The organism is Escherichia sp. WS33, from assembly GCF_046486385.1.
Classification (GTDB): Bacteria; Pseudomonadota; Gammaproteobacteria; order Enterobacterales; family Enterobacteriaceae; genus ECMA0423.
In genome coordinates this window covers 1-17,254 of record NZ_JBJQLJ010000020.1, presented here as the reverse complement: position 1 = coordinate 17,254, position 17,254 = coordinate 1, and the positions used below count along the sequence as shown (strand labels likewise).

The window sequence follows — 17,254 nt, the reverse complement described above, 5'->3', positions numbered from 1 at the left end:
GCAGCCGCTCACCGGGGCGTTTCTTTTTTCAATCCTCCAGGGGCCATAACGTGTAATAACGAGGCCGGAATAGCATATGTCTGAACAATTAGTCACACCTGAAAACGTCACCACGAAAGATGGAAAAATCAACCTGCTGGATCTCAACCGTCAGCAGATGCGGGAGTTTTTTAAAGATTTAGGTGAAAAACCCTTCCGCGCCGATCAGGTGATGAAGTGGATGTATCACTATTGCTGCGACAACTTTGATGAGATGACCGACATCAACAAAGTGTTGCGCGGCAAACTGAAAGAGGTGGCGGAAATCCGCGCACCGGAAGTGGTTGAAGAACAGCGTTCATCCGACGGCACCATTAAATGGGCGATCGCCGTTGGCGATCAGCGCGTCGAAACGGTGTATATCCCGGAAGACGACCGTGCCACGCTCTGCGTCTCTTCGCAGGTGGGGTGTGCGCTGGAGTGTAAATTCTGTTCCACCGCCCAGCAGGGCTTTAACCGCAACCTGCGGGTATCGGAAATTATTGGCCAGGTGTGGCGTGCGGCGAAAATCGTCGGCGCAGCAAAAGTCACCGGTCAGCGCCCAATCACTAACGTAGTGATGATGGGCATGGGCGAGCCGCTGCTCAACCTGAACAACGTCGTTCCGGCGATGGAAATCATGCTTGATGATTTCGGTTTTGGCCTGTCTAAACGTCGCGTCACGCTTTCTACTTCCGGTGTAGTTCCGGCGCTGGATAAACTGGGCGATATGATCGACGTTGCACTGGCAATTTCCCTGCACGCGCCGAACGACGAAATTCGTGACGAAATTGTGCCGATCAACAAAAAGTACAATATCGAAACGTTCCTTGCTGCGGTGCGCCGTTATCTGGAGAAATCCAACGCCAATCAGGGCCGTGTCACTATTGAGTATGTGATGCTTGACCACGTTAACGACGGCACTGAACACGCGCACCAACTGGCGGAACTGCTGAAAGATACGCCATGTAAGATCAACCTGATCCCGTGGAACCCCTTCCCGGGCGCGCCGTATGGACGCAGCTCGAACAGCCGTATCGACCGTTTCTCAAAAGTGCTGATGAGCTACGGTTTCACCACTATTGTGCGTAAAACCCGTGGTGATGATATCGATGCTGCCTGTGGTCAGTTGGCGGGCGATGTTATCGACCGTACGAAACGTACCCTGCGTAAACGGATGCAGGGTGAAGCCATCGACATTAAAGCGGTCTGATAGCCATTACGCCACGGTTACTTTATGTACCGTGGCGTAATCTTTTATGAATGAAGTATTAAGTTGCAATTGTCTGGTCAATATTAACGGTGCGTTTTTGCTGACTTTAAGGCAGTATGTAACGATGCAACAGTAAGTTAGCCTTAGTGAATGTGGGCTTTGTCACGAGCACACAGACGGTCTTATACTGTATGATAACGGTTAACTTAACGGATGTTTCGCGGTGTGGGTGAGCATGATGGTTCACCGGCATCTCAATTCTCATTTAAACGTACCTGCAGCGAATGAATACTGAAGCCACGCACGACCAAAATGAAGCACTTACTACCGGCGCTCGCCTGCGTAATGCTCGCGAACAACTAGGACTTAGTCAGCAGGCCGTTGCCGAGCGACTTTGCCTGAAGGTTTCCACGGTACGCGACATTGAAGAAGATAAGGCACCCGCCGATCTTGCTTCAACATTCCTGCGCGGATATATCCGCTCTTATGCGCGTCTGGTACATATTCCAGAAGAAGAACTGCTGCCAGGGCTGGAAAAGCAGGCTCCACTACGGGCTGCAAAAGTTGCGCCTATGCAGAGTTTTTCCCTCGGTAAACGCCGCAAAAAACGTGACGGCTGGCTGATGACCTTCACCTGGCTGGTGTTGTTTGTGGTTATCGGCCTGAGCGGTGCCTGGTGGTGGCAAGACCACAAAGCTCAGCAGGAAGAGATCACCACTATGGCCGATCAATCTTCGGCGGAACTGAGCAGTAATAGCGAGCAGGGGCAGAGTGTTCCGTTAAATACGTCGACAACTACAGACCCGGCTACAACGTCCACGCCGCCAGCGTCTGTGGATACTACCGCAACCAACACGCAAACACCTGCCGTAACTGCGCCAGCACCAGCTGTTGATCCGCAACAGAATGCGGTTGTTTCGCCTTCGCAGGCAAATGTTGATACCGCCGCGACCCCGGCACCAACGGCAACAACAACGCCAGATGGCGCTGCGCCGTTGCCAACCGATCAGGCAGGCGTGACTACGCCGGCGGCTGATCCTAATGCGCTGGTGATGAACTTTACTGCCGATTGCTGGCTGGAGGTTACTGATGCTACCGGTAAAAAATTGTTTAGCGGTATGCAGCGTAAAGACGGTAATTTGAACTTAACCGGCCAGGCACCATACAAACTGAAAATTGGTGCGCCAGCCGCAGTACAGATCCAGTATCAAGGGAAACCTGTCGATCTGAGTCGTTTTATCAGAACTAACCAGGTTGCGCGTCTGACCCTCAATGCCGAACAATCACCGGCGCAGTAACAGACGGGTAACGCGGGAGATTTTTCATGCATAACCAGGCTCCAATTCAACGTAGAAAATCAACACGTATTTACGTTGGGAATGTGCCGATTGGCGATGGTGCTCCCATCGCCGTACAGTCCATGACCAATACGCGTACGACAGACGTCGAAGCAACGGTCAATCAAATCAAGGCGCTGGAACGCGTTGGCGCTGATATCGTCCGTGTCTCCGTACCGACGATGGACGCGGCAGAAGCGTTCAAACTCATCAAACAGCAGGTTAACGTGCCGCTGGTGGCTGACATCCACTTCGACTATCGCATTGCACTGAAAGTAGCGGAATACGGCGTCGATTGTCTGCGTATTAACCCTGGCAATATCGGTAATGAAGAGCGTATTCGCATGGTGGTTGACTGTGCGCGCGATAAAAACATTCCGATCCGTATTGGCGTTAACGCCGGATCGCTGGAAAAAGATCTGCAAGAAAAGTATGGCGAACCGACGCCGCAGGCGTTGCTGGAATCCGCCATGCGCCATGTTGATCATCTCGATCGCCTGAACTTCGATCAGTTCAAAGTCAGCGTGAAAGCGTCTGACGTCTTCCTCGCTGTTGAGTCTTATCGTTTGCTGGCAAAACAGATCGATCAGCCGCTGCATCTGGGGATCACCGAAGCCGGTGGTGCACGCAGCGGGGCAGTAAAATCCGCCATTGGTTTAGGTCTGCTGCTGTCTGAAGGCATCGGCGACACGCTGCGCGTATCACTGGCGGCCGATCCGGTCGAAGAGATCAAAGTCGGTTTCGATATTTTGAAATCGCTGCGTATCCGTTCGCGCGGGATCAACTTCATCGCCTGCCCGACCTGTTCGCGTCAGGAATTTGATGTTATCGGTACGGTTAACGCGCTGGAGCAACGCCTGGAAGATATCATCACTCCGATGGACGTTTCGATTATCGGCTGCGTGGTGAATGGCCCAGGTGAGGCGCTGGTTTCTACACTCGGCGTCACCGGCGGCAACAAGAAAAGCGGCCTCTATGAAGATGGCGTGCGCAAAGACCGTCTGGACAACAACGATATGATCGACCAGCTGGAAGCACGCATTCGTGCGAAAGCCAGTCAGCTGGACGAAGCGCGTCGAATTGACGTTCAGCAGGTTGAAAAATAATAACGTGATGGGAAGCGCCTCGCTTCCCGTGTATGATTGAACCCGCATAGCTCCCGAAACATTGAGGGAAGCGTTGAGGGTTCATTTTTATATTCAGAAAGAGAATAAACGTGGCAAAAAACATTCAAGCCATTCGCGGCATGAACGATTACCTGCCTGGCGAAACGGCCATCTGGCAGCGCATTGAAGGCACACTGAAAAACGTGCTCGGCAGCTACGGTTACAGTGAAATCCGCTTGCCGATTGTAGAGCAGACCCCGCTATTCAAACGTGCGATTGGTGAAGTCACCGACGTGGTTGAAAAAGAGATGTACACCTTTGAGGATCGCAATGGCGACAGCCTGACTCTGCGCCCTGAAGGGACGGCGGGCTGTGTACGCGCCGGCATCGAGCATGGTCTTCTGTACAATCAGGAACAGCGTCTGTGGTATATCGGGCCGATGTTCCGTCACGAGCGTCCGCAGAAAGGGCGTTATCGTCAGTTCCATCAGTTGGGCTGCGAAGTTTTCGGTCTGCAAGGTCCGGATATCGACGCTGAACTGATTATGCTCACCGCCCGCTGGTGGCGTGCGCTGGGTATTTCCGAGCACGTAACTCTTGAGCTGAACTCTATCGGTTCGCTGGAAGCACGCGCCAATTACCGCGATGCGCTGGTGGCATTCCTTGAGCAGTATAAAGATAAGCTGGACGAAGACTGCAAACGCCGCATGTACACTAACCCGCTGCGCGTGCTGGATTCAAAAAATCCGGAAGTGCAGGCGCTTCTCAACGACGCTCCGGCATTAGGTGATTATCTGGACGAGGAATCTCGTGAGCATTTTGCCGGTCTGTGCAAACTGCTTGAGAGCGCGGGGATCGCTTACACCGTAAACCAGCGTCTGGTGCGTGGTCTGGATTACTATAACCGTACCGTTTTCGAGTGGGTGACTAACAGTCTCGGCTCCCAGGGCACCGTGTGTGCAGGCGGTCGTTATGACGGTCTTGTGGAACAACTGGGCGGTCGTGCAACACCGGCTGTCGGTTTTGCGATGGGCCTCGAACGTCTTGTATTGTTAGTACAGGCCGTTAATCCGGAATTTAAAGCCGATCCTGTTGTCGATATATACCTGGTGGCTTCAGGTGCTGATACACAATCTGCGGCTATGGCATTAGCTGAGCGTCTGCGTGATGAATTACCGGGCGTGAAATTGATGACCAACCACGGCGGCGGCAACTTTAAGAAACAGTTTGCCCGTGCTGATAAATGGGGTGCCCGCGTTGCTGTGGTGCTGGGTGAGTCTGAAGTGGCTAACGGCACAGCAGTAGTGAAGGATTTGCGCTCTGGTGAGCAAACGGCAGTTGCGCAGGATAGCGTAGCCGCGCATTTGCGCACGTTACTGGGTTAAGGAAGGAGAAGGACAGCGTGGAAATTTACGAGAACGAAAACGACCAGGTAGAAGCGGTTAAACGCTTTTTTGCTGAAAATGGCAAAGCACTGGCTGTTGGGGTGATTTTGGGCGTTGGCGCACTGATTGGCTGGCGCTACTGGAACAGCCATCAGGTTGATTCTGCACGCTCCGCTTCTCTTGCCTATCAAAATGCGGTTACCGCAGTGAGCGAAGGCAAACCGGATAGCATCCCGGCGGCGGAAAAATTTGCTGCTGAAAATAAAAATACTTATGGTGCGCTGGCTTCTTTGGAACTTGCGCAGCAATTTGTTGACAAAAATGAACTAGAGAAAGCTGCCGCCCAGTTACAACAGGGGCTGGCAGACACGAGCGATGAAAATCTCAAAGCCGTGATAAATCTGCGTCTTGCTCGCGTTCAGGTACAGCTCAAGCAGGCTGATGCCGCGCTGAAAACCCTTGATACCATCAAAGGTGAAGGGTGGGCTGCCATTGTTGCCGACCTGCGTGGTGAAGCATTGCTGAGCAAAGGTGATAAGCAAGGTGCGCGTAGTGCATGGGAAGCAGGCGTGAAAAGCGATGTTACTCCGGCACTGAGCGAAATGATGCAGATGAAAATTAATAATTTGTCCATCTGAGAGGGACCCGATGCAATTGCGTAAATTACTGCTGCCAGGACTGCTTTCCGTTACCCTTTTAAGCGGCTGTTCGCTGTTTAACAGCGAAGAAGATGTGGTAAAGATGTCCCCATTGCCAACCGTTGAAAACCAGTTTACGCCGACCACGGCGTGGAGTACTTCCGTTGGTAGCGGCATTGGCAACTTCTATTCCAATCTTCATCCGGCACTGGCGGACAACGTTGTCTATGCAGCGGACCGCGCTGGTTTGGTAAAAGCGCTGAATGCGGATGATGGCAAAGAAATCTGGTCTGTCAGCCTGGCCGAGAAAGATGGCTGGTTCTCTAAAGAGCCTGCATTACTTTCTGGCGGTGTGACCGTGTCTGGTGGGCATGTCTACATTGGCAGCGAAAAGGCGCAGGTTTACGCGCTGAATACCAGCGATGGTACTGTGGCATGGCAAACTAAAGTCGCGGGTGAAGCACTTTCGCGCCCGGTGGTCAGCGACGGTCTGGTGTTAATCCACACCAGTAACGGTCAGTTACAAGCGCTGAACGAAGCTGACGGCGCTGTCAAATGGACAGTTAACCTCGATATGCCTTCGCTCTCTTTGCGTGGCGAGTCTGCGCCGGCAACGGCTTTTGGTGCGGCCGTCGTGGGGGGCGATAATGGTCGCGTCAGCGCAGTGCTGATGGAACAGGGCCAGATGATTTGGCAGCAGCGTATTTCCCAGGCGACCGGTTCTACCGAAATTGACCGTCTGAGCGATGTTGACACGACTCCCGTCGTTGTTAACGGCGTTGTTTTCGCGCTGGCCTATAATGGTAACCTGACGGCGCTTGATCTGCGCAGTGGTCAGATTATGTGGAAACGCGAACTGGGTTCGGTGAATGATTTCATCGTCGACGGCAATCGCATCTATCTGGTCGATCAAAATGACCGGGTGATGGCGTTGACCATTGATGGCGGCGTTACGCTGTGGGCACAAAGCGATCTGCTGCATCGCCTGCTGACTTCTCCGGTGCTGTATAATGGCAACCTGGTGGTCGGTGACAGTGAAGGTTATCTGCACTGGATTAACGTCGAAGATGGTCGTTTCGTTGCCCAGCAAAAAGTTGATAGTTCCGGTTTCCAGACTGAACCGGTTGCCGCTGACGGCAAACTGCTGATCCAGGCAAAAGACGGAACCGTGTACTCTATTACACGTTAATCGTCTCTGTCGTTCACTTTGAAAACGGCTCCTGGACAGGGGCCGTTTTCCTGTTTTTAACAACGACGCGAATATAGCGTGCGTTGTCTGATGATTTATAAAAATGAGGCTTTAAACATGGTACCTGTGGTCGCGCTTGTCGGGCGCCCTAACGTAGGAAAATCCACGTTATTTAACCGTCTAACTCGCACCCGAGATGCGCTGGTTGCGGATTTCCCGGGTCTGACTCGTGACCGTAAGTACGGTCGTGCGGAAATTGAAGGCCGTGAGTTTATCTGTATTGATACCGGCGGGATTGATGGCACAGAAGACGGTGTAGAAACCCGCATGGCGGAACAGTCGCTGCTGGCGATTGAAGAAGCGGACGTCGTACTGTTTATGGTGGATGCGCGCGCGGGCCTGATGCCGGCAGATGAAGCGATTGCCAAACATCTGCGCTCCCGTGAAAAACCGACCTTCCTGGTGGCAAACAAAACTGACGGTCTGGATCCCGATCAGGCAGTGGTTGATTTCTACTCGCTTGGTTTAGGTGAAATCTACCCGATCGCCGCGTCTCACGGTCGTGGCGTATTAAGTCTGCTGGAGCATGTGCTGCTGCCGTGGATGGAAGATCTCGCACCGCAAGAGGAAGTCGACGAAGACGCTGAATACTGGGCGCAATTTGAAGCGGAAGAGAACGGCGAAGAAGAAGAGGAAGACGACTTCGACCCGCAAAGTCTGCCGATCAAACTGGCGATTGTGGGTCGTCCGAACGTAGGTAAGTCTACACTCACTAACCGTATTCTTGGTGAAGAGCGCGTTGTTGTTTATGACATGCCTGGCACGACGCGTGACAGTATCTACATTCCAATGGAACGCGATGGACGTGAGTATGTGCTCATTGATACCGCTGGCGTACGTAAACGCGGCAAAATCACCGATGCTGTAGAGAAATTCTCCGTAATCAAAACGTTGCAGGCCATTGAAGATGCCAACGTGGTGATGTTAGTGATTGATGCGCGCGAAGGTATTTCCGATCAGGATCTCTCGCTGCTGGGCTTTATTCTCAATAGTGGGCGCTCACTTGTCATTGTGGTGAATAAGTGGGATGGCCTGAGCCAGGAAGTGAAAGAGCAGGTGAAAGAAACGCTGGACTTCCGTCTGGGCTTTATCGATTTTGCTCGTGTGCACTTTATCTCTGCCTTGCACGGCAGTGGTGTTGGTAACTTGTTTGAATCAGTACGTGAAGCGTATGACAGCTCCACCCGTCGTGTGGGGACCTCTATGCTGACGCGCATCATGACGATGGCTGTTGAAGATCACCAACCGCCGCTGGTACGCGGTCGTCGTGTGAAGCTGAAATATGCCCACGCTGGTGGTTATAACCCGCCGATTGTGGTGATTCACGGTAATCAGGTGAAAGACCTGCCTGATTCCTACAAGCGCTACTTGATGAACTACTTCCGCAAATCGCTGGACGTAATGGGATCGCCGATTCGTATTCAGTTCAAAGAAGGGGAAAACCCGTATGCGAACAAGCGTAACACCCTGACGCCAACCCAGATGCGTAAACGTAAGCGTCTGATGAAGCACATCAAGAAAAATAAATAATTATCCGTAAGTATTTTATCTGCCATTCCCTCTATGAATGTAGAGGGATGGCTACCGGAGGAATTCATATGGAACTGCATTGTCCACAATGTCAGCATGTGCTTGATCAGGATAACGGCCATGCGCGTTGCCCATCCTGCGGGGAAATTATTGAAATGAAAGCTCTTTGTCCAGACTGCCATCAACCGTTGCAGGTGTTAAAAGCCTGCGGTGCAGTAGATTACTTCTGTCAGCACGGGCATGGCTTGATATCGAAAAAACGCGTTGAATTCGTGCTGGCTTAATGCACCTTTTTACGCGATTTTTTTACTGGCTGGATGTTTTTAACTTCACTTTCTATCCAGCCGTCTTCCAGACGTGTGGTTAGCATTTCACCCGCTTTAACTTGCTTCACTTTTTTCAGTACATTGCCGTCAGTAGCAGTAGTAACGCTGTATCCACGCGCCAGCGTTGACAGTGGGCTTACGGCTTCGAGGTGCGTTACTGCATTACCGAAACGTTCACGCGTGGCGCTAAGCTGTACGCGCAGGGTTTCTGCTAAACGATATTCCAGTTGCTGAATGCGCGTTTGCGCGCGATGAATCTTCGGCTGTGGATTTTGCTGATTCAGCCGCTGTGTTAACCGCTGCTGCTGTTGCCCGGTACGCTTAAGTTGATTTTCCAGCGCAAAGCTCATCCGCTTTTGCAGGCGCTCAAGCATGGTTTGCTGGCGTGCCAGCCGGAGCTGCGGATGCTGTTGCTGTAATCGGTGATGGATCTGCGTAAAGCGACGCGTGCGGTTGGCGAGATAATAATCCATCGCCATCTCCAGCCGTTGACGGGTCGATTGCACCTGGCGCAGTAACTCTTGCTGATTACGGCTCACTACTTCAGCGGCGGCAGACGGCGTTGGCGCACGCAGATCGGCAACAAAATCGGCAATGGTCACATCCGTCTCATGCCCGACGGCGCTGACGACCGGAATGCGGCTGGCAAAAATCGCCCGCGCTACGCGTTCGTCGTTAAAACTCCATAAATCTTCCAGCGAACCGCCGCCGCGCCCAACGATCAACACGTCGCACTCATTGCGCTGATTCGCCAGTTCAATGGCGCGAACAATTTGCCCCGGTGCGTCATCGCCCTGAACGGCGGTGGGGTAGATGATCACCGGTAGAGAAGGATCGCGACGTTTTAACACATGCAAAATATCATGTAGCGCAGCACCGGTTTTTGAGGTGATCACACCAACGCAATGCGCAGGGGAGGGAAGTGGTTTTTTGTATTGCTGATCGAACAAACCTTCAGCCTGCAACTTCGCTTTGAGCTGTTCGTACTTCTGTTGCAGCAGCCCTTCACCGGCCGGCTGCATACTCTCAACGATTATCTGGTAGTCACCGCGCGGCTCGTAGAGCGTAATATTGGCGCGAACTAAAACTTGTTGTCCATGCTGTGGACGGAAGGTCACCCGGCGGTTGCTGTTGCGGAACATCGCGCAGCGTACCTGGGCGGTGTCGTCTTTGAGTGTAAAGTACCAGTGACCGGAAGCCGGTTGTGTGAAATTAGAGATTTCGCCGCTGATCCAAACCTGTCCCATCTCATGCTCAAGCAGCAGACGAACCGTTTGATTCAGGCGACTAACGGTAAAAATTGCAGGGGATTGAGAAGGTAACATGTGAGCGAGATCAAATTCTAAATCAGCAGGTTATTCAGTCGATAGTAACCCGCCCTTCGGGGATAGCAAGCATTTTTTGCAAAAAGGGGTAGATGCAATCGGTTACGCTCTGTATAATGCCGCGGCAATATTTATTAACCACTCTGGTCGAGATATTGCCCATGCTACGTATCGCTAAAGAAGCTCTGACGTTTGACGACGTTCTCCTCGTTCCTGCTCATTCTACCGTTCTGCCGAATACTGCTGACCTCAGCACCCAGCTGACGAAAACTATTCGTCTGAATATCCCTATGCTTTCCGCAGCAATGGATACCGTAACGGAAGCGCGCCTGGCTATTGCTCTGGCTCAGGAAGGCGGTATCGGCTTTATCCACAAAAACATGTCCATTGAACGCCAGGCAGAAGAAGTTCGCCGTGTGAAAAAACACGAATCTGGTGTGGTGACTGATCCGCAGACTGTTCTGCCAACCACGACGCTGCGCGAAGTGAAAGAACTGACTGAGCGTAACGGTTTTGCGGGCTATCCGGTCGTTACCGAAGAAAACGAACTGGTGGGTATTATCACCGGTCGTGACGTGCGTTTTGTTACCGACCTGAACCAGCCGGTTAGCGTTTACATGACGCCGAAAGAGCGTCTGGTCACCGTGCGTGAAGGTGAAGCCCGTGAAGTGGTGCTGGCAAAAATGCACGAAAAACGCGTTGAAAAAGCGCTGGTGGTTGATGACGAATTCCACCTGATCGGCATGATCACCGTGAAAGACTTCCAGAAAGCGGAACGTAAACCGAACGCCTGTAAAGACGAGCAAGGCCGTCTGCGTGTTGGTGCTGCAGTTGGCGCAGGTGCGGGTAACGAAGAGCGTGTTGACGCGCTGGTTGCCGCTGGCGTTGACGTTCTGCTGATTGACTCCTCCCACGGTCACTCAGAAGGCGTTTTGCAGCGTATCCGTGAAACCCGTGCTAAATATCCGGATCTGCAAATCATCGGCGGCAACGTGGCAACAGCTGCAGGTGCACGCGCTTTGGCAGAAGCTGGTTGCAGCGCGGTTAAAGTCGGTATCGGCCCTGGTTCTATCTGTACGACTCGTATCGTTACTGGCGTAGGTGTTCCGCAGATCACTGCCGTTGCTGACGCAGTTGAAGCCCTGGAAGGCACCGGTATTCCGGTTATCGCAGATGGTGGTATTCGCTTCTCCGGCGACATCGCCAAAGCTATCGCCGCTGGCGCAAGCGCGGTGATGGTAGGTTCCATGCTGGCGGGTACTGAAGAATCTCCGGGTGAAATCGAACTCTACCAGGGCCGTTCTTACAAATCTTACCGTGGTATGGGTTCCCTGGGCGCGATGTCCAAAGGTTCCTCTGACCGTTATTTCCAGAGCGATAACGCTGCCGACAAACTGGTGCCGGAAGGTATCGAAGGTCGCGTAGCTTATAAAGGTCGCCTGAAAGAGATCATTCACCAGCAGATGGGCGGCCTGCGCTCCTGTATGGGTCTGACCGGCTGTGGTACTATCGACGAACTGCGTACTAAAGCGGAGTTTGTACGTATCAGCGGTGCGGGCATTCAGGAAAGCCACGTTCACGACGTGACCATTACTAAAGAGTCCCCGAACTACCGTCTGGGCTCCTGATTCTCTTCGCCCGACTTCATGTCGGGCGATTTATATTATCTGTTTCACTTGCCTCGGAATAAGCGTCAATGACGGAAAACATTCATAAGCATCGCATCCTCATTCTGGACTTCGGTTCTCAGTACACTCAACTGGTTGCGCGCCGCGTGCGTGAGCTGGGTGTTTACTGCGAACTGTGGGCGTGGGATGTGACAGAAGCACAAATTCGTGACTTCAATCCAAGCGGCATTATTCTTTCCGGCGGCCCGGAAAGCACCACCGAAGAAAACAGCCCGCGTGCGCCGCAGTATGTCTTTGAAGCAGGCGTACCGGTATTCGGCGTTTGCTATGGCATGCAGACCATGGCAATGCAGTTGGGCGGTCACGTTGAAGCCTCTAACGAACGTGAATTTGGCTACGCGCAGGTTGAAGTCGTAAACGACAGCGCACTGGTTCGCGGTATCGAAGATGCGCTGACCGCAGACGGTAAACCGCTGCTCGATGTCTGGATGAGCCACGGCGATAAAGTTACCGCTATCCCGTCCGACTTCGTCACCGTAGCCAGCACCGAAAGCTGCCCGTTTGCCATTATGGCTAACGAAGAAAAACGCTTCTATGGCGTACAGTTCCACCCGGAAGTGACTCACACCCGCCAGGGTATGCGCATGCTGGAGCGTTTTGTGCGTGATATCTGCCAGTGTGAAGCCCTGTGGACGCCAGCGAAAATTATCGACGATGCTGTAGCTCGCATCCGCGAGCAGGTAGGCGACGATAAAGTCATCCTCGGCCTCTCTGGTGGTGTGGATTCCTCCGTAACCGCAATGCTGCTGCACCGCGCTATCGGTAAAAACCTGACTTGCGTATTCGTCGACAACGGCCTGCTGCGTCTCAACGAAGCAGAGCAGGTTCTGGATATGTTTGGCGATCACTTTGGTCTGAACATTGTTCACGTACCGGCAGAAGATCGCTTCCTGTCAGCGCTGGCTGGCGAAAACGATCCGGAAGCAAAACGTAAAATCATCGGGCGCGTTTTCGTTGAAGTGTTCGATGAAGAAGCGCTGAAACTGGAAGACGTGAAGTGGCTGGCGCAGGGCACCATCTACCCTGACGTTATCGAATCTGCGGCTTCTGCAACCGGTAAAGCACACGTCATCAAATCTCACCACAACGTGGGCGGCCTGCCGAAAGAGATGAAGATGGGCCTGGTTGAACCGCTGAAAGAGCTGTTCAAAGACGAAGTGCGTAAGATTGGTCTGGAGCTGGGCCTGCCGTACGACATGCTGTACCGTCACCCGTTCCCGGGACCAGGCCTTGGCGTTCGTGTGCTGGGTGAAGTGAAGAAAGAGTACTGTGACCTGCTGCGCCGTGCTGACGCCATCTTCATTGAAGAACTGCGTAAAGCGGACCTGTACGACAAAGTCAGCCAGGCGTTCACTGTGTTCCTGCCGGTACGTTCCGTTGGCGTAATGGGCGATGGTCGTAAGTATGACTGGGTTGTCTCTCTGCGTGCTGTCGAAACCATCGACTTTATGACCGCACACTGGGCGCATCTGCCGTACGATTTCCTCGGTCGTGTTTCCAACCGCATTATCAATGAAGTGAACGGTATTTCTCGCGTGGTGTATGACATCAGCGGCAAGCCGCCAGCTACCATTGAGTGGGAATGATTCCCCAACCAGAAACGTCTGGCACTAACAAGCACTAAACCATGCTTAAGTCCGCGTAATTGCGGACTTTTTTTGTTTTTGGCTTAGTCATTTTTGGCAATGTCTGGCAACGCCAAGCACGGTTTGACCGTGGTATTTTGATGGGTATGATTCATTGGTAATGCCATGGATTACGCCCGATACCATGCTGAGAGTTTTTGATGGGGCATGGTATTAATTTTTTATATCTATTTGTTTTATAAGTATAAAACTCCAGTTATTTAGAGGTTTTTCAGCATGGTATCAAACAAGAATAATAGGTTGAAACATGCTAACTGATACTAAGCTACGCAATCTCAAACCCAAAGATAAACTTTACAAAGTCAATGACCGTGATGGCCTCTATGTTGCCGTCACAACCGCAGGGTCAATCTCCTTTCGCTACAACTACTCGATCAATGGCAGGCAAGAAACCATTACCTTTGGCCGCTACGGAGTAGGAGGCATAACGTTAGCTGAAGCACGTGAGCGTCTCAATGAAGCGAAGCGAATGGTTACTGATGGAAAGTCTCCGGCCAAAGAGAAAGCCCGAGCTAAGGCGAGAACGAAAGATGCTGAAACTTTTGGTGCCTGGGCTCAGAAATGGCTGCGTGGCTATCAGATGGCCGACTCCACCCGGGATATGCGTCGCTCAGTCTATGCCCGAGAGCTAGAGAGAAAATTTGGCAACCAAAAGCTAACAGAAATTACCCATGAAGACTTAAGAGCGCTTACTGATGCGATAGTGGAGAGAGGGGCACCTGCAACAGCAGTGCATACGCGTGATATTGTGCTCCAGGTATATCGATGGGCAATAGAAAGAGGGCAGAAAGTCGAGAATCCCGCTGATTTGGTTCGGCCTGCAAGTATCGCTCGATTTGAGCCGAGAGACCGAACATTAACGCCGGCTGAGATCGGTTTGATGTACCGGTACATGGAAAAAGTAGGAACAACGCCTCAGATTCGTGCTGCGGTAAAGCTTCTCTTGTTGACTATGGTACGTAAAAGCGAATTAACTAATGCAACCTGGAATGAAATTAACTTTACTGAAGCGTTGTGGACGATCCCTAAGGAGCGAATGAAACGGCGTAACCCACACTTGGTATTTTTGTCTCGCCAGGCTATGGATATTCTGATTGCTTTGAAAACATTTGCCGGTGGTTCTGACTACATTCTTCCTTCTCGTTATGATTCCGATGCTCCAATGAGCAGTGCGACGATGAACCGCGTAATGACTTTAACATACAAGGCAGCGCAGAAAGAAGGCCAGTCACTCATTAAATTTGGACCTCATGATCTCCGTAGAACTGCGAGCACTCTGCTGCATGAGGCCGGGTACAATACTGACTGGATCGAAAAATGCCTGGCACATGAACAGAAAGGGGTGAGGGCAGTCTACAACAAAGCTGAATATCGAGAGCAAAGAGCATCAATGCTACAGGATTGGGCTGATATGATAGATGAGTGGGTTGCGTAATGTGTGAGCTTAGACTTAATCTGACACACTATGGAGAGAGCTAAACTAAATTTGACAGGCAGCTCTGTGCTAAAAGTGGAAGTTACTGAGAACAATCTGTGTCAATCAACGGGGGGTGCTGGCCAAGTCACGGTTCGGCTGGGGCAGAGAGCATCGCCACCATGGCAACCCGGAGAGGCTATCAGATGTGGCGCTGGCTGCTGGCAGACTCATGAAAGAACTGGGACTGGTCAGCTGCCTGCAACCCGCTCACGCAATAATGGACTATATCGTTAGGTATTACAGCACGCTCAGGCCACATGAGTATAACAGTGGGTTACCACCAAACGAATCGGAAAACGATACCGGAAGAACTCTAAAGTGGTGACCAGTTTTAGTTAAACACTACAGATAACTCTCTGCACATCATCGAATAAATAATAATTCTGCTCTTGCCGCCAGACTGTCATCCGGCCCCTGCCGTACGCGTATCAAGACACTAGGATAAAGCGGGTCAGCTCTATTGCCAGATTATACAATAGAGCCGTAAAAAAACAGTATCTTCAGCTTGCAAGGATTTCTAACTTTCTGATTTCATCATCTATTATACTTATCTGGTGACTGATGCCATCACGTATGCTCATTAAAATATCAATACAGTTCCCAGCCTCAGGGTAATCCCATGCCGGTATGACTCCTGCCTTGTACTTCCTGAAACCCATGCTATATTTTTCAGCTATATCGGTTTCAGCAGCCATGATCAGTTTTATTATTTCCATGAAGGCTTCAGAAACAATGACATCAGCCTTATTCATGACGCCTCCTTTCTGAATGGCTATCCTTATTTCCCTGAGCGAATTCAGCATGTCTTCAGGTGTTTCTAAAACCCTGTTGGCGTGGAAAACCTGACGATCAAGTTCATTTCTTGAGACAAGAATACAGTCAAGCATTGCCTGATGCTTTGCTTTTACATCAGTATAAAGACGCGGCATCGCCTTTTTGAGCAGTGTTTCAGCGCGGGACAGTCTGTCTGCATCTTTAGACAGCAGTCTTGCAAGATCGTCAAAATCCAGTATGTTTTTCACCACCGTGCACAATCCAGGGCACTGCGCTTTAATGGTGTATTTTTTTTGTTTCCTGGAGGTGATGAAGAAATAAAGAACGTCAATCGCTTTATTGACATTATTATTCCTGATGACATCGATAGTTTCATTTATTTTTTTACTTGTATTTTCATGGGATATCTGAAGTCCCAGCCTTTTATTTTCATCTAGAGCATCGATCCCTGGGAAGTTGGATTTTATTTCAGCCGTGCATAGGAATTTTGTGTCTTTGAGTATATTGACCAGTTCACTGACAAGTTCTTCAGCGGTCACGTTTGCATCCTGCAGGTTGTTTTTCGAATTGAAACGGAGGTAATATTTCAGTACGGCAAGCCCGAAGGAAACGTTATCCTGACTGGCTTTTTTATGTAACATATCGCATCCTTTTTATTAAACGTTAAACACGGAAATTAAGTCAATGCCACGCAAGAGATGGTAATAGTGCTGGCCATCCCTCTCCCAGCAAAAAAAGTTACAGACGCTGTCACAGGAAGTGACGCCGTGCCTGACTGATTTCACTCACCGTATCAGCGACGGACAGTGCCTGCCAGTATGAACAGATTACAGCGCATGCTTACGGACAGCGCAACCCCCTTCAAGTTTTGATTTTCTCATTTAAACACTGAGCGCATATAAGCACTGAGCGTATATTACCGAACTGCCGCCCAGCCCTGGCGACTTATCCTCCGTTTCAGTGGATAACGCTAAATGTTGTGGTTTCCCCAACCGATGCTGATACCATTTATAGCGGATGCGTGCGAACTGATGATCCCACACCAAGGTAGAACAAGCTTGTTTTCCCGCGGCTCCGTTCTGTAAAACTCCGGTGAGAGCGGGTTTAACCGAATTCGATTCTACACCAGTGGAGTTTTTATGCTTGCTTTTGTATAGATTTCATAATAATGAGGTTCAATCACAAATCGTCATTTCTGAAATTAAGCTAATGTCTGATTCTCGCTCTAAGCAGCCGTCCGGTTGCTGCAGAATGAAGGCCATCAAACAGGGGCGTTCTGCTGGGCCACGAACATCTCCTGCCTGTTAGGAGCGGACAATGATAACGACATTGATAACATTGAGATATGTTGCTTATGGGGAGCAGGTCAATCCATCTGTGGTCGGATAGGGTCCATGGTTTTTAGACTGGCCCCCTGAATCTCCAGACAACCAATATCACTTAAATAAGTGATAGTCTTAATACTAGTTTTTAGACTAGTCATTGGAGAGCAGATGATTGATGTCTTAGGACCGGAGAAACGCAGACGGCGTACTACACAGG

Annotated in this window: 13 protein-coding genes and 1 pseudogene; 12 read left to right on the top strand and 2 right to left on the bottom strand. The window is 51.1% G+C overall.

What is annotated here, in order from left to right; translation table 11 throughout:
- The first annotated feature begins 76 nt into the window (after nt 1-76).
- The 8 genes from ACJHXA_RS16350 to ACJHXA_RS16315 all read left to right on the top strand — a co-directional run bounded on the left by ACJHXA_RS16350 (nt 77) and on the right by ACJHXA_RS16315 (nt 8,760).
- The gene (locus ACJHXA_RS16350) at nt 77-1,231 is read left to right on the top strand and encodes a bifunctional tRNA (adenosine(37)-C2)-methyltransferase TrmG/ribosomal RNA large subunit methyltransferase RlmN (RefSeq protein WP_000003317.1); all 1,155 of its coding nucleotides are present in this window, start codon (nt 77-79) and stop codon (nt 1,229-1,231) included.
- A 284-nt stretch (nt 1,232-1,515) separates the two neighbouring features.
- The gene (gene rodZ / locus ACJHXA_RS16345; RefSeq protein ID WP_001090850.1) at nt 1,516-2,529 is read left to right on the top strand and encodes a cytoskeleton protein RodZ; all 1,014 of its coding nucleotides are present in this window, start codon (nt 1,516-1,518) and stop codon (nt 2,527-2,529) included.
- Nucleotides 2,530-2,555: 26 nt separating this feature from the next.
- Entirely contained in the window at nt 2,556-3,674 is a 1,119-nt protein-coding gene (gene ispG, locus ACJHXA_RS16340; protein ID WP_000551807.1) for a flavodoxin-dependent (E)-4-hydroxy-3-methylbut-2-enyl-diphosphate synthase, read from the top strand.
- Between the two features lie 110 nt (nt 3,675-3,784).
- Nucleotides 3,785-5,059, top strand: coding sequence for a histidine--tRNA ligase (gene hisS, locus ACJHXA_RS16335; protein ID WP_001107180.1), 1,275 nt, complete (start codon nt 3,785-3,787; stop codon nt 5,057-5,059).
- A 17-nt stretch (nt 5,060-5,076) separates the two neighbouring features.
- Nucleotides 5,077-5,697, top strand: a complete 621-nt coding sequence (yfgM, locus tag ACJHXA_RS16330) for an ancillary SecYEG translocon subunit YfgM (protein WP_000409205.1) — start codon at nt 5,077-5,079, stop codon at nt 5,695-5,697.
- 10 nt (nt 5,698-5,707) lie between these two features.
- Nucleotides 5,708-6,886, top strand: a complete 1,179-nt coding sequence (gene bamB, locus ACJHXA_RS16325) for an outer membrane protein assembly factor BamB (RefSeq protein WP_001177043.1) — start codon at nt 5,708-5,710, stop codon at nt 6,884-6,886.
- Between the two features lie 117 nt (nt 6,887-7,003).
- Nucleotides 7,004-8,476 (top strand): ribosome biogenesis GTPase Der, encoded by a 1,473-nt coding sequence (der, locus tag ACJHXA_RS16320; RefSeq protein WP_000249410.1) that lies wholly within the window; start codon nt 7,004-7,006, stop codon nt 8,474-8,476.
- A 68-nt stretch (nt 8,477-8,544) separates the two neighbouring features.
- Nucleotides 8,545-8,760: a zinc ribbon domain-containing protein gene (locus ACJHXA_RS16315; RefSeq protein ID WP_001297332.1), complete on the top strand. Its 216-nt coding sequence runs from the start codon at nt 8,545-8,547 to the stop codon at nt 8,758-8,760.
- Here ACJHXA_RS16315 and xseA read toward each other — a convergent pair.
- Nucleotides 8,757-10,127, bottom strand: a complete 1,371-nt coding sequence (gene xseA, locus ACJHXA_RS16310) for an exodeoxyribonuclease VII large subunit (protein ID WP_000937933.1) — start codon at nt 10,125-10,127, stop codon at nt 8,757-8,759. The two genes, ACJHXA_RS16315 and xseA, sit on opposite strands and share 4 nt — an antisense overlap.
- A 161-nt stretch (nt 10,128-10,288) precedes the next feature.
- Here xseA and guaB point away from each other — a divergent pair, with 161 nt between their 5' ends.
- The 4 genes and pseudogenes from guaB to ACJHXA_RS16290 all read left to right on the top strand — a co-directional run.
- Nucleotides 10,289-11,755 (top strand): IMP dehydrogenase, encoded by a 1,467-nt coding sequence (guaB, locus tag ACJHXA_RS16305; RefSeq protein WP_001299507.1) that lies wholly within the window; start codon nt 10,289-10,291, stop codon nt 11,753-11,755.
- Nucleotides 11,756-11,823: 68 nt separating this feature from the next.
- A complete protein-coding gene (gene guaA, locus ACJHXA_RS16300; RefSeq protein ID WP_000138282.1) occupies nt 11,824-13,401 on the top strand; it encodes a glutamine-hydrolyzing GMP synthase in 1,578 nt (525 codons plus the stop codon).
- Nucleotides 13,402-13,708: 307 nt separating this feature from the next.
- Entirely contained in the window at nt 13,709-14,896 is a 1,188-nt protein-coding gene (locus ACJHXA_RS16295) for a tyrosine-type recombinase/integrase (protein WP_038989153.1), read from the top strand.
- A 125-nt stretch (nt 14,897-15,021) separates the two neighbouring features.
- Nucleotides 15,022-15,143: pseudogene (locus ACJHXA_RS16290) on the top strand (IS3 family transposase); the annotation flags it as partial.
- A gap of 295 nt (nt 15,144-15,438) precedes the next feature.
- Here the strand turns inward: ACJHXA_RS16290 and ACJHXA_RS16285 are convergent.
- Nucleotides 15,439-16,353: an SMEK domain-containing protein gene (locus tag ACJHXA_RS16285; protein WP_068868417.1), complete on the bottom strand. Its 915-nt coding sequence runs from the start codon at nt 16,351-16,353 to the stop codon at nt 15,439-15,441.
- Nucleotides 16,354-17,254: the final 901 nt, after the last annotated feature.